This window comes from Enterobacter sp. ZOR0014, assembly GCF_000798855.1.
Lineage (GTDB): Bacteria > Pseudomonadota > Gammaproteobacteria > Enterobacterales > Enterobacteriaceae > Enterobacter > Enterobacter kobei.
Genome location: NZ_JTLF01000103.1, coordinates 14,500 through 27,571 on the forward strand (window position 1 = coordinate 14,500; position 13,072 = coordinate 27,571).

Annotated in this window: 10 protein-coding genes; 4 read left to right on the top strand and 6 right to left on the bottom strand. The window is 57.3% G+C overall.

The window, feature by feature from the left end; translation table 11 throughout:
• Nucleotides 1–38: 38 nt before the first annotated feature.
• Entirely contained in the window at nt 39–1,724 is a 1,686-nt protein-coding gene (locus tag L977_RS04975; RefSeq protein WP_047625055.1) for an alpha,alpha-trehalase, read from the bottom strand.
• A gap of 420 nt (nt 1,725–2,144) precedes the next feature.
• Here L977_RS04975 and L977_RS04980 point away from each other — a divergent pair, with 420 nt between their 5' ends.
• Nucleotides 2,145–3,485 (top strand): carbohydrate porin, encoded by a 1,341-nt coding sequence (locus L977_RS04980; protein WP_047344666.1) that lies wholly within the window; start codon nt 2,145–2,147, stop codon nt 3,483–3,485.
• Nucleotides 3,486–3,500: 15 nt separating this feature from the next.
• On the opposite strand, the gene L977_RS04985 is transcribed toward L977_RS04980, so the two are convergent.
• Nucleotides 3,501–4,457: an AraC family transcriptional regulator gene (locus L977_RS04985; RefSeq protein WP_023337412.1), complete on the bottom strand. Its 957-nt coding sequence runs from the start codon at nt 4,455–4,457 to the stop codon at nt 3,501–3,503.
• Between the two features lie 115 nt (nt 4,458–4,572).
• Between L977_RS04985 and L977_RS04990 the strand changes: the two genes are divergently transcribed.
• Complete coding sequence (locus L977_RS04990) at nt 4,573–5,760, top strand: MFS transporter (protein ID WP_047625058.1); 1,188 nt, start codon at nt 4,573–4,575, stop codon at nt 5,758–5,760.
• Nucleotides 5,761–5,800: 40 nt separating this feature from the next.
• On the opposite strand, the gene gap is transcribed toward L977_RS04990, so the two are convergent.
• Both gap and L977_RS05000 read right to left on the bottom strand, forming a co-directional pair.
• Nucleotides 5,801–6,811, bottom strand: a complete 1,011-nt coding sequence (gap, locus tag L977_RS04995) for a type I glyceraldehyde-3-phosphate dehydrogenase (protein WP_023330621.1) — start codon at nt 6,809–6,811, stop codon at nt 5,801–5,803.
• A 78-nt stretch (nt 6,812–6,889) separates the two neighbouring features.
• Nucleotides 6,890–7,870, bottom strand: a complete 981-nt coding sequence (locus L977_RS05000; RefSeq protein WP_047625062.1) for a GlxA family transcriptional regulator — start codon at nt 7,868–7,870, stop codon at nt 6,890–6,892.
• 149 nt (nt 7,871–8,019) lie between these two features.
• Between L977_RS05000 and L977_RS05005 the strand changes: the two genes are divergently transcribed.
• Entirely contained in the window at nt 8,020–8,988 is a 969-nt protein-coding gene (locus tag L977_RS05005) for a fatty acid desaturase (protein WP_047625065.1), read from the top strand.
• The gene (locus tag L977_RS05010; RefSeq protein WP_047625067.1) at nt 8,981–9,739 is read left to right on the top strand and encodes a phosphate/phosphite/phosphonate ABC transporter substrate-binding protein; all 759 of its coding nucleotides are present in this window, start codon (nt 8,981–8,983) and stop codon (nt 9,737–9,739) included. Before L977_RS05005 ends, L977_RS05010 begins: the two co-directional genes overlap by 8 nt.
• Here L977_RS05010 and L977_RS05015 read toward each other — a convergent pair.
• Entirely contained in the window at nt 9,718–10,614 is an 897-nt protein-coding gene (locus L977_RS05015) for a LysR family transcriptional regulator (RefSeq protein WP_014884242.1), read from the bottom strand. The genes L977_RS05010 and L977_RS05015 overlap by 22 nt on opposite strands.
• Nucleotides 10,615–10,636: 22 nt before the next feature.
• Complete coding sequence (locus L977_RS05020; RefSeq protein WP_047625070.1) at nt 10,637–12,925, bottom strand: FdhF/YdeP family oxidoreductase; 2,289 nt, start codon at nt 12,923–12,925, stop codon at nt 10,637–10,639.
• Nucleotides 12,926–13,072 lie beyond the last annotated feature (147 nt).

Consider the following 13,072-nt stretch of genomic DNA (forward strand, 5'->3'; position numbering starts at 1 on the left):
GGCCCGGTAAGGCGTAGCCGCCACCCGGCAATACCCACTTACTGCGCCGTCGCTTTCACCGGCGCCGCCTCGTCATTCGCCGCAGGCTGATTTTCCGGTACGCTGTCACACGGTTTCTCTTTCGGGCAAACCAGATCCAGCATTTTCAGCGTCACGCCATTACTCCAGCCGAACCCATCCTGCAGCGGGTACTCGCCACCGCCGCCGCCCGTACCGGTTGTTGATACGTCATATTTCTCCACCAGTTTCTTCTCGCGGTCGTAAGTGTGCTGCACGTTCTTCAGGAAGCGCCAGGTGACATCCATCGCCACCTTACTCTGCCCGTAATTCTGCAACCCTTCCGTCGCCACCCACTGCAGCGGAGCCCAGCCGTTTGGCGCATCCCACTGCTGTCCGCTGTTGATAGTGGTGGTGGTAATGCCGCCCGGTTTCAACAGGCGCGCGGAGGTCGCCGCGGCAACTTTATCGGCACGCTCCTGCGACGCCGCCTTCACGTAGAGCGGGAAGAGAGCGGCCGCGGTAAGCTGATTACGCACCTTCTTACTCTTGAGATCGTAATCGGCATACCAGCCCTCTTTATCATTCCACAGGTGATTCTCAATGGCTTTCTGACGCGCGGTTGCCAGCGCCTCGTATTGACTCGCCGCGGCGCTGTCGCCTGCCTCCTGGCTTGCCCGCGCGAGCAGTTTTTCCATTTTAAACATCAGCGCGTTCAGATCGACGGGCACGATGCTGGTGGTGCGGATCGTGCCGAGTTTTTGCGGATCGTCCATCCAGCGGGAGCTAAAGTCCCAGCCCGAAGCCGCTGCGGAGCGCAAATCACGGTAGATCTCAGTCGCGGGTCGGTTAGGATTGTTTTTGGCGGTATTGACGTCGTCAAGCCAGGACTCGGGGCGCGGAGTATCGCGGTCATCCCAGTAGCGGTTGAGCACCGAACCGTCATCCAGCTTCACGACACGCTGGTTAGCTTGCCCTGGCTGAAGAGAATCCACCCCCTCCATCCAGTAGGCATACTCTTTTTCCATCTGCGGGCGATATTTCTTTAGCGCATCGCTGTCGTGCATCGCCAGCAGTTCCACCATCATGGAGAAGAACGGCGGCTGGGAGCGGCTCAGGTAGTAGCTGCGGTTGCCGTTGGGGATATGTCCAAAGGTATCAATCTCCCAGGCGAAGTTATCCACCATATCGCTGATTTTGTCCCAGTGGCCGCTTTCCGCGAGACCCAGCATGGTGAAATAGCTGTCCCAATAGTAGACCTCGCGGAAGCGTCCGCCGGGCACAACGTAAGGCTTCGGTAACGGCAGCAAGGAATCCCATTTATTACTGGCTTTATCGGTGGTACGCGTCAGTACGGGCCAGAGGTCGTCAATATGCTCGCGTAAACTTTGTCCTGCGGGCGGAACATACTTTTCGCCTTCCGCAGGCAGCGTGAAGTTCATCTCTACAAAGTGGCGCAGATCAAAGCTGGACTGGGTGTGCTGCATCCGGTAATCCGCCAGGATCATCAGCGGATCGCTTTTGGGGACGGCATCAGCGAAGGTTTTCTGATCGGGAAACAGTTTGGCACTTTGCACATCATTAAAGAGAGGGCCAAGTAAAATATCGGGGGAATTTTTCTGGAACGCAGGCTGTTCATCAGCATAACTCAATGTCGTCGCACCGAGCAGCGCGCCTCCCAGCGCGAGGTGCAAAAGAGCAGGGCGTAAAGTACGAGGTCTTATCATCTGTTCGTCTCCTGTATTCGCTCAGCAGCGTGACCGCTGTTATCAATCACCTGAAAACCTTAGACGAATATCGACCGCTTCGCGTGTTCAATATCCCATTTTGCGCAGAACCAGACAATTTACCGATTCGCCCGTCCAGGCCTGTCGGGAGAAATTTGTTGTGCAAATGAAATTAAAAGAATTATGCCTTTAAATAATCATATATATTGCACGTTAAAATATACATAAACCTAATGAAATAAGAGTGTGAAGTGGGTGGTCTTTATTCCCTTCATTACCGCAAGTTTTCTCTGCGCCGATCACACAAGTTAAAAATCATAATTACGTTGTGAAAAAACATAATAGCACCGTTGAGGGTATTTGGTGGAAATGGCTGTGCTCGATATTTGGGTATTCACTTTTATAATCAGGATGGATTCTATGCAATTAAAGAAAACGGTAATTCTGATAAGCGCATTCTATTCCGGCGCACTTTTGGCGGCACAACCCTCAATGAACGTGGAAGAAAAGCTGGCGCAACTGGAAGCGCAAATTCAGGAGCTTAAACAGCAGCAGGCCGCCGCGACGCAGGCTGCGCCAGCCGTTGTGGTGCAGTCGGAAGAGCCGGTGAGTAAAACCGCTCCGCCAAAACTGACGCTCTCAGGGTTTGGTGATATTAAATTTTACGGTGATGTGGAATTTAATATGGATGCCGCCAGTAAAACGGGTAGCCTCACGTCTGTTAAGCAAAGTGCTAATAGTGACTGGGCGCCGGGCGATAAAGAACGCTGGGATATTAATGGGCGTATTTTATTAGGCTTTGATGGTTATCGTAAAATGGATAACGGCAATTTCGCCGGGTTCTCCGTCCAGCCGCTCGGCGACCTCGCCGGGAAAATGTACCTGGATGATGCGGTATTCTTCTTTGGCACTGAGAATGACTGGGAAATAAAAGTCGGACGCTTTGAGGCCTATGACATGTTCCCGCTCAATCAGGATACGTTTGTGGAATACTCCGGGAATACCGCAGACGATCTCTACAGCGACGGCTATGGCTATATCTATATGCTGAAGGAGGGGCGTGGGCGAACCGACAGCGGGGGCAACTTCCTGATGAACAAGACGCTGGATAACTGGTATTTTGAGCTGAATACCCTGTTTAAAGACGGCAGCGATTTGTATGTCGACCAGCGTTATCACGGTGCAGAACTTGAGAACGACAAAAATGTGGCCTACGTGCGCCCGGTCATCTCGTGGCAGAATGGGCCGTTTTCCAGCGCGGTTGCCATGGAGACCAACCTGGTCAACAACGCTTATGGCTATCGCGACGATGCCGGGCGCTGGGTAGACCAGTCAGAGAGAACGGGCTACGGGTTCACGATGACCTGGGACGGGCTCAAAACCGATCCGGAAAACGGAGTAGTCATGAATCTCAACACGGCTTATCTGGACGCGACGGGCGAAACCGACTTTACCTCAGCTATTAATGCCCTCTGGCGTAATTTTGAGTTGGGTTACATCTATGCCCATAACGAAATCGACGAGTTTAATACCTCAACGTTTGACGCAGAGTGTGAAAACGACTGCTGGATAACCGACCCGGGCGAGTATGACATCCATACTATTCATACCTCGTACCTGATCCCGAACGTCATGAAGATGAAAAACTTCAACATCTATCTGGGCGCGTATGCGTCATGGGTCAATGCATCCCCGAAAGAGGGTGACAATAAAAATGACGATCGCTACGGTGGTCGCGTGCGCTTTAAATACTATTTCTGATGTCCTGTCAGTCGGTCAGACCTCTTCCGGGGTCTGGCTGACTTCCCGAAGCGTGCCCGGCGCATGGCCGATGATGCGCTTAAATGCCCGGCTAAACGCCGCCAGAGACCCGTAACCGAGCCGCAGCGCGACGGTTTCAATCGGTTGATTTTCATGGCGAATATACTGAATAGCCAGTCGCATTCTGAGCTCGCTGAGATATTTTGCCGGCGTCGTCCCCGTCGCCGCCAGAAACCGTTCAGCGAACACGGAGCGGGAGGTGCCCGCTTCTTTCGCCAGATCCGCCACGCTCCAGTTCAGGCCCGGCTGCTGGTGCATGGCGTAGATGGCCCGGCTCAGACGCGGATCGCGTAAGACCTGCACCCAGCCCGTCGCTTTACCACAGCCTGCTTCAACCCAGCCCCGAACAATCAATGCCGCCACCACGTCAGCCAGACGGGCGAGGATCCCGGCAAACCCGACCTGACGCGTCATGGACTCGCGCTCCATCGCGGCCAGCAGCGGATGAATTTCCGGCCAGGTGGACATCAACCGGCTGACCATCATCACTTCCGGCATCGCTTTGATCAGCGGCTGCATGCCGCCCAGCTCAAAATCCATACACCCGCTAAAGATGATGGTGTTTTCGCTCTCCGGGCAGGGCTCACAGGTAATGGCACAGACCGAGCTACAGATGGGCTCGCTGGGGAAAGCGTTGACTGGAGTGATGGTTGCCTTTTCGTCAGAGAGCAGGGCATGGGCATTACCGCCAGGAATAAACAGCGCATCGCCGCTGCTCAGTTCGAAGGTTGCACCGCTGTCCATTCGCAGCAGGGCGTTGCCGTGGCTCACAAAATGGAACTGCGCCTTGCCCGGTGCCTGATGGAACGCGACGCCAAACGGTGCACTGGCTTCAATCCGGCGGTATTTCACCCCCGACAGACGCATGCCGCGTAAAAGTTCGCTGATCAAATCGGGTGACTGTGCGGTCATGGCGTAACTCCGGACGAATAATCAATAAGTGGAGATTATATGTCATAGATCGTCCAGGGTGAACCCTCTATGCTTTTGCGACAGTTGTCACACTTTTATAACGGGAGATCAACAGATGAATGCATGTGTCGAGGCGAGAGAGGCCGTCGCGCCTGCCAAACCCGCCTGGCGAGCCGTCTATTCACTGGGGCTGGGGGTTTTTGGTTTGATAACGGCGGAGTTCCTGCCCGCCAGTTTGCTGACGCCGATGGCCTCGAGCCTGGGCGTCAGTGAGGGGATGGCCGGGCAGGCCGTGACCGCCACTGCGCTGGTGGCGTTAGTCACCGGACTGCTGATCACCCCGGCGACCCGGAAAATCGATCGTCGCTGGGTATTGATGTTTTTCTCCGTGCTGCAAATTATCTCCAGCCTGCTGGTAGCCTTTGCGCCCACTCTGCACGTTCTGCTGATGGGGCGTCTGCTGTTAGGGGTTGCCATCGGTGGGTTCTGGGCGATGTCGACGGCCACAACAATGCGTCTGGTTCCGGCGGACAAAGTGCCGAAAGCGCTGGCGGTGATCTTCTCCAGCGTGTCGATCGCCACCGTGGTCGCGGCCCCGCTGGGGAGCTATCTGGGAAGCCTGATCGGCTGGCGCAACGTCTTTATTCTCTGCATTCTGCCGAGCATGCTGGCGCTGCTGTGGCAGATCTGGGTGCTGCCGTCCATGAAACCAGAGAGTAGCGGTAGCCTTGGCACATTGTTCCGCGTGCTGCGCCGTCCTGGCATGATTGGCGGCATGCTGGCGACCATTCTGATCTTTAGCGGCCATTTCGCCTTCTTTACCTACCTGCGCCCGTTCCTTGAAACCGTCGGACAGGCAAATGTTGAAACCATTTCGCTGATCCTGCTGGGCTTCGGGCTTGCCAACTTTGTCGGCACCTCCATTGCCGGGCATCTGCTGGCCCGTAATCTGCGCCTGACGCTGGCCCTCGTGCCGTTCGGCATGGGCATACTCGCGCTGATGATGGTGGCGTTTGGTCATCTGGCGATGCTGGACGGATTACTGGTGGCGCTGTGGGGCTTTGCGTTCGGTCTGGTGCCGGTAGGCTGGTCAACCTGGCTTGCCACCACCGTTCCGGATGAAGCCGAAAGTGCCGGAGGGCTGCTGGTGGCGTCCATTCAGCTGGCGATTAGCGCTGGCGCGGCCGGGGGCGGGGTGGTGTTTGACCTCAACGGGGCCAGCGGCGTGTTTGCCGGAAGTGGTTTCCTGCTGGTGACGGCGATGGTCATTGTATTTATGGGCGTGAAGGTCAAAGCGGCGTGATTTTATGCCGGGTGGGTGCTTATCCCACCCGGCTTGAGGCTTACAGCCCTTTTTTATCCATCAGCACCGCCAGGTCCACCAGGCGGTTGGAGAATCCCCACTCGTTGTCATACCACGCCAGGATCTTCACCATGTTCCCGCCAATCACCAGCGTGGAAAGCCCGTCGATAATGGAGGAGCGCGGATCGCCCTGATAATCGCTGGAAACCAGCGGTTCATCGCTATACCCCAGAATGTCTTTCAGTGGCCCACTGGCTGCCGCACTGCGAAACGCGTCATTCACCTCTTCGGCAGTCACGTTACGGCTCAGGGTGACCGTCAAATCGACGATCGATACCACCGGAACCGGCACGCGCAGGGAATAACCGGTCAGCTTACCGTCCAGAGAGGGGATGACTTTGCCGAGCGCTTTTGCCGCGCCGCTGGAGTAGGGCACAATCGACAGCGCCGCCGCGCGTGCACCGCGCAGATCTTTTTCCGGCTGATCGTGCAGCGCCTGGCTGTTGGTATAGGCATGCGTGGTATTCATCAGGCCATGCTCAATCCCGAACTGCTGATGCAGTACCTGCGCGGCCGGAGCCAGACCGTTCGTGGTACAACTCCCGTTACTCACGACAACGTGCTGAGCCGGGTCATAGCGATCGTGGTTCACGCCCATGACGACGGTCAGATCGTCGTTCTTGCCGGGCGCGGAGATGATGACGCGCTTTGCACCACCGTGCGTGACGTGCACCGCAGCTTTTTCCCGCTCGGTAAAGAAGCCGGTGGCTTCAATTACCACATCCACGCCAGCTTCACGCCACGGAATATTTGCCGGATCGCGTTCGCTAAACACCACGATCCGCTGGCCATCAACCTGCAATGCGCCGTCAGCCGCTTCAACCGGTGCGGGCAATTTACCCAGAAGGGAATCGTGTTTCAGCAGGTGGGCGAGGGTTTTGCTGTCCGTCAGATCGTTAATGGCCACAATCTGAAGATCCGGGTTACCCAGCGCTGCGCGCAGGAAATTACGTCCGATACGGCCGAAACCGTTAATACCGACCTTAACCATGGTGCACTCCTTATCTCTGTTGTCTGGAGTCACTGTAGGCGTCAGGCCGATTGGCGTAAACGACAAAAAAGGATCAGATTACGCCATCCTGCGACAGTGGAAGCGCTGGCGGTACTCGCCCGGGGTAAGGTGGAGCTGTTTCTCAAACACGCGGCGCAGGTTAATGCTGGTGCCAAACCCGCTTTGCTCAGCAATGCGCTCAAGGGAATCACGGGTTTGCTCAAGCAGCTGTCTGGCGGCGGCCAGGCGCGCTTCGGTTACGTAGCGGGCAGGTGGAACGCCTGCGTCCCGGGTAAAGACCCGGGTGAAATTGCGCGGGCTCATCGCCACTTTCTCGGCCAGATTTTCTACGCACAGGTCGGCAGTGAGGTTCTGTTGTATCCAGGCCTGCAGGTCGCTTATTGGCCCAGACGCGCCGGACGGCTGCAGGCTATAGCGGCTAAACTGCAGCTGACCGCCGGGGCGGCGCAGGTACATCACCATATCCTGCGCCACGTCGCGGGCGAGGGTGAAACCATAGTCATCCTCCACCAGCGCCAGAGTGAGATCAAACCCCGAGCTCACGCCGCCGGAGGTCCAGACGGGACCATCCTGAATATACAGTGGACCGCCTTCGACGCGGATAGCCGGATACTGGGTTTGCATGGTCTCCAGCAACCGCCAGTGGGTGGTTGCGCGACGACCATCCAGCAGGCCGCTCTGGGCCAGCAGCATCGCGCCGCCGCAAATGGAGGCTATCCGCCGGGCATGCGGCGCAGCAAGGTGCAGCCAGTCCACCACCGCCGTGCTCTCCTGCTCGTTCATCCCGCGTCCGGTGATGATAATGGTGTCCAGCGGTTCACGCGGATCCAGTTCAGGCAGACGATAATCCGCCAGCAGATTCAGGCCGGACTGACCGTGGATCACCTGGTGCGGCTGCGTGGTGGCGATAATAATGCGGTAGCGGGGGTGCGCAAGCCCTTCCGGGTGCAGCCGGTTAGCCTGCATCAGAATGTCGGCGATACCGGCGGCTTCAAACAGCATGCCGCCGTCAGGGACGATAATTAAGATCTTCTTCATGTCCTGAAAAGTACCTTTATCACAGAATAAGTCAAGGCCGCGTGTGGGCCTCTGTTTCTGGCAAAGCAAAGCGATTTAAGTTCTTTGTCATTTCAGACGTTATCCCCGATCGTCAGGGTAGTGTCTCTGGCGAAACGGCGTCTGAAGGAATGGGTAAACGAAGATCTCTCTATTTGCATCCGCAACAGCGCGATCGCATCCACCATCTTGCCTCAGGATTTCTGTGGCGAAGCGAACTGCCCACGTGGCTGTTGATCGTCACTATTTATGCTGGCTGGTTTGCCACGCTGACGTTCTGGCAAACGCTCGGCCTGCTGCCCGCCACGCTGCTGCTTATCTGGTTTACCGCCTGGTACATGTCCCTGCAGCATGAGTTGATCCACGGGCATCCCACGCCTTTTGCCTGGCTTAACCAGCTGTTTGGCACGCTCCCGCTGGCGGTCTGGTATCCCTATGGCCTGTACCGGGATTCCCATCTGGCGCATCATCGTCACGACAGTCTGACCATCCCGGTGGATGACCCGGAGTCGTACTATTTTACAGAGGCGAGCTGGGCGCGCTTTTCCCCCTGGCAGAAGCGCATGATCCAGGCCCGCAATACCTTCTGCGGGCGGATAGTGCTGGCACCGCTGCTGGATATTTTGCAGACGCTGGGGAGCGTCGCGGCGGTCTTTCGTCAGCGTCAACGGCGGGCGATGGCGATGTGGCTGGTTCACATTGTGCTTCTGGCGGCGCTTTTCACCTGGATGACGCATACCGGCTTTTCACCCGTCTGGTTTGTGCTGGCGGTAAGCTATCCGGCGCTGGCGCTGACCAAGGTCCGTTCCTTTTACGAACATCGCGCGGCGGACGATCCGCTGGCGCGTTCCGTCATTAACGAGGCTGGGTTATTCTGGCGGGTACTGTTTTTAAATCTCAACTACCATTCCATTCACCATGATTTACCGGGCGTTCCCTGGTATGGGTTACAGACGATCTACCACCAAAACCGCGAGGCATACCGGCAGCGTAACCACGGTTTTGTAGTCAGGGGCTATGGCGAATGGCTACGCCAGTTCTCGACCCGGCCAGTGGCGGTCACCGTTCACCCCGGAAAACAAGAGGAAAGATATGAGTAACCTGCTGGCGTTTCCCATGTATGCCGTGGATCGCGCCGACACTCGCGCGCTCTGGCTGGCGGTACAACAACGTCTGGCCGACCGGGGCGTGTACGTTGAGCGTGTCCCCCGCTGGCCCGAATCGGACCTGCTGAACCACTGGCAGCAGCCGGCGCTGATTCTCAGCCAGACCTGCGGCTACCCGCTGGTCACGCAGCTCCCGGAGGTGCAGGTGGTGGGCTGTTTTCACTACACGGCAGCGGGATGCGAAGGGAGCCACTACCGCAGCGTTCTGGTGACGCGCTCGGAGGATCGGCCTCTTACGCTGGCGGATTTTCGCGGACGCCGGGCGGTCTGTAATTCTCCTGACTCGCAGTCCGGCTATCACGCGCTGCGAAAAAAAGTGGCACCGTGGGTGACCAGCGCCCCTTTCTTTTCGCAAACGTCATTCAGCGGCAGCCACCGTCAGTCGCTGATTGACGTCAAACGTGGGAAGGGTGATATCGCCGCTATCGACTGTGTCACCTGGGCACTCCTGCAGCGTCATGAGCCGGAAGCGTTGGCGGGTCTGACGGTGATTGACCAAACTCCGCTAACGCCGGGCCTGCCCTTAATCACGTCGCCTCATACACCTCCTGACACGCTTAACGCCATCCGCGATGCGCTTCACGCGCTGGTAACCGTCCCGGAGCACCGGGCGGTCTGTGATGCGGTGCTGATCGGCGGGTTTAGCGTGGTCACGCGCCAGGCTTATGCGTTATTGTCCGCATGATAAATCTCCTGCGCGTCGGTAAAACAGCGCAGCGCCAGGGAGGAGAGGGGTTTTTGCCTGCGCATTATCAGGCCGATGGGCGCCTCAATGTTCGCGTCGGCGATGGGGACTATCCTGAAATGGTTGTTTAGCGCCTCAAGCCCGTTGTTCAGCGGCATCACGGCGCAGCAAACGCCGCTCTGAACCGCCTGAATGATCTGGAACGTAGAGTCGCTCTCGAAAACGGATCTGGGTTCGATTCCAGCGGCGGCAAAGCTGGCCTCCATATGCGCCCGGTAATGCATCCCTTTTGTCAGGAACCCCAGCGGAAAATCCGTCAGGTCCTGCCAGGTCAGCGGCGTCGGGTCCAGCTGGAAATGACGAATATCATGCAGCAGGCCCATCTTCGTCTCAGGCAACTGAATAATGTCAAACAGACTGGTATCGATGCTGTTGAGATAGCAAATACCCAGCTCCAGCTGGTTGCGGCTGACGCCATCGGCAATGTGTGCAGAGGACATGGAATAGAGGCTGTAGGTCAGCTCCGGGTATTTTTGCGTCAACTGGCGGATAAAGATCATCGGATCGACGCTCGCCAGCGGAACCATCCCCAGGCGTAATTCACCCACCACCTGGCCTTTGCACAGCGCGGCTTCCGCCTGTAGTCCGTCGTGAGCGGCAAGCAGAGCACGCGCCCACGCCAGGATCCGTTCGCCCTCTGGCGTAAAACCCTCAAAGCGCTGTCCGCGCGCAATCAGCACCAGACCGAGCTCCTCTTCCAGGTTGCGGATGCGCATGGAGAGGGTCGGCTGGGTGATGTTGCACTGCGAGGCCGCTTTACCAAAATGGCGGGTCTCGTCGAGCGCAATTAAGTATTTTAACTGTTTAATATCCATGGATGACTCTTCGCGAACAGCCTTACAGCATGCGGATCTCTTTCGAGCGCAGGATGATGCGAACCGGAACGGATTTGTAAGACGGTGTACCGCTGTCCTTATCCAGATAATCGAGCGGCACCAGCACGTTGGCCTCCGGGTAATAAGCCCCGACTGAACCCCGCGCGATGTGGTATGCCACTACGGTAATGTCTTCCAGGCGCTGAACGCTGCCGGGCAGGGCGGTTTCGATATCCACGCGGTCGCCGTGTTCCAGCCCTGACAGGGCCATATCCTCTTCGTTCATAAACAGCACGTCGCGGCGGCCAAACACGCCACGGTAGCGGTCGTCCAGAGCATAAATGGTGGTGTTGTACTGATCGTGGCTGCGCAGCGTAATCAGACGCAGAACATGCTCGCCTTCGCCGCTGGCGTTCTCGTGTACGCCGTCGAATACGGAGAACATCGCTTTTCCCGTCGCCGTTGGCCAGACGCGTTTCGTTGGGGGAAGCGGCATTCGAAAGCCGCCCGGAATACGGATCCGCGCATTGTAGTCCTCAAAGCCCGGGATGGTCTGCTCGATCAGATCGCGGATACGGTCATAATCTTCAACCAGCGTCATCCAGTCCACGCGGGTCTCCTGCAGGGTGGCTTTCGCCATGCCGGCGACGATGGCGGGTTCTGAACGGAGTAACGGTGAGGCGGGTTTCAGCTTGCCGGAGGAGGCGTGCACCATCGACATGGAGTCTTCGACGGTGATGGACTGACGACCGGTGGCCTGAACATCCAGCTCGGTACGGCCAAGGCACGGGAAAATAAACGTCTCTTTACCCACCAGCAGATGGGTACGGTTCAGCTTAGTACCAACGTGAACACTCAAATCAAGGTTACCCATTGCCGGGAAGCCGTTCTCGTGGTCGGGCATCGCGACGGCAAAGTTACCGCCGAGGCAGATAAGCGCTTTCGCCCGACCGTCGATCATGGCCTGGGTCGCCTGCACCGCATCATGCCCATGGTGAGAAGGCGGCTCAAAGCCAAACACCTCTTTCAGACGGTTCAGGAAGGCCGGGGTGGGCTTCTCGCTAATCCCGACGGTACGGTTCCCCTGAACGTTAGAGTGGCCGCGAAGAGGGCATATTCCCGCACCGGGCTTGCCGATATTTCCGCGCAGAAGCAGCACATCAGCGATCAGCCGGACATTTGCCGTGCCTTTATTGTGCTGGGTAATCCCCATCCCGTAGGTAATGATGGTGGCGTTGGATTTCGCATAGGCCTCGGCCACCTTTTTGAGCGCAGCCTGGCTGAGCCCGGACTCGCGCTCAATGTCATCCCAGCGCGTCTGCGCGATATCGGCGGCAAAGTCATCAAAGCCCTGGGTGTGTTCTGCGATAAACGTGTGGTCGAGCACGTTACCGCGTTCGGCCTCCATTTCCAGCAGGTGTTTGGCCATACCTTTCAGCGCGGCGGCATCGCCTCCGGCCTTCACCTGGAAGTAGGTCGAGGCGATGTCCGTTGAGCTATAGGTTGCCATTTCAATGACGCTTTGCGGGTCAGCAAAACGTTCCAGGGCGCGCTCGCGTAACGGGTTAAAGACGATAATCGGCACGTTGCGTCGCGCCAGCTCATGAAGCGTACCCATCATCCGCGGATGGTTTGTGCCGGGGTTATGGCCGATGGAGATCACCAGCTCGGTGTTATCGAAGTCGTCCAGTGAGACGGTGCCTTTCCCGATCCCGATGGAGCGGGGTAGACCGACGCTGGTGGCCTCGTGACACATATTCGAGCAGTCGGGGAAGTTATTGGTGCCGTATTCGCGTGCAAACAGCTGGAAAAGATACGCCGCTTCATTAGAGGCTCGCCCGGAGGTATAGAACTCGACCTGGTCCGGTTCAAGCTCGCGCAACACCTCGCCGATACGTTGAAACGCCTCGTCCCACTCAACCGGTTTGAACGTGTCGCTTACCCGGTCATAGCGCAGAGGATGCGTCAGACGACCATACCCTTCCAGCTCAAAGTCAGATTTAGCCAGCAGAGAAGAGACGGTGTTTTCCGCCAGGAACGCGGGGGTAACGCGTTTGCTGGTGGCTTCCCAGGTTACCGCTTTGGCGCCGTTCTCACAAAACTGGAAGGTCGATTTGTGTTCTTTATCGGGCCACGCGCAGCCCGGGCAGTCAAAACCATCAGGCTGGTTGGTGCGCAGCAGCGTGGCGGGGGCATCAAAGGTATCCATCTGGGTTCGTACCGCAATGGCTGTCGCTTTTAGCGCACCCCAGCCGCCGGCAGGGCCATCATAGTGTCTGATACCGGGAACTGAGCGTCTTTTCTTGTTCATACCTACTCCTGACTTGTTCGGTCATACCGCGCCTGCGCCCGTCAATCCACTGCAAAGGGCAATAAGTTCAAGCAATGAGGGTTGGGTGGGGAAGTGCACGCGACGCAACATAATTGCTTATCTTAAATGCTATTTATTACAGCGGCT

Bases quoted from the DNA above. Each gene is read 5' to 3' on its own strand.
- L977_RS04975 (WP_047625055.1), bottom strand. From the start codon at position 1,724: ATGATAAGACCTCGTACTTTACGCCCTGCTCTTTTGCACCTCGCGCTG.
- L977_RS04980 (WP_047344666.1), top strand. From the start codon at position 2,145: ATGCAATTAAAGAAAACGGTAATTCTGATAAGCGCATTCTATTCCGGC.
- L977_RS04985 (WP_023337412.1), bottom strand. From the start codon at position 4,457: ATGACCGCACAGTCACCCGATTTGATCAGCGAACTTTTACGCGGCATG.
- L977_RS04990 (WP_047625058.1), top strand. From the start codon at position 4,573: ATGAATGCATGTGTCGAGGCGAGAGAGGCCGTCGCGCCTGCCAAACCC.
- gap (WP_023330621.1), bottom strand. From the start codon at position 6,811: ATGGTTAAGGTCGGTATTAACGGTTTCGGCCGTATCGGACGTAATTTC.
- L977_RS05000 (WP_047625062.1), bottom strand. From the start codon at position 7,870: ATGAAGAAGATCTTAATTATCGTCCCTGACGGCGGCATGCTGTTTGAA.
- L977_RS05005 (WP_047625065.1), top strand. From the start codon at position 8,020: ATGGGTAAACGAAGATCTCTCTATTTGCATCCGCAACAGCGCGATCGC.
- L977_RS05010 (WP_047625067.1), top strand. From the start codon at position 8,981: ATGAGTAACCTGCTGGCGTTTCCCATGTATGCCGTGGATCGCGCCGAC.
- L977_RS05015 (WP_014884242.1), bottom strand. From the start codon at position 10,614: ATGGATATTAAACAGTTAAAATACTTAATTGCGCTCGACGAGACCCGC.
- L977_RS05020 (WP_047625070.1), bottom strand. From the start codon at position 12,925: ATGAACAAGAAAAGACGCTCAGTTCCCGGTATCAGACACTATGATGGC.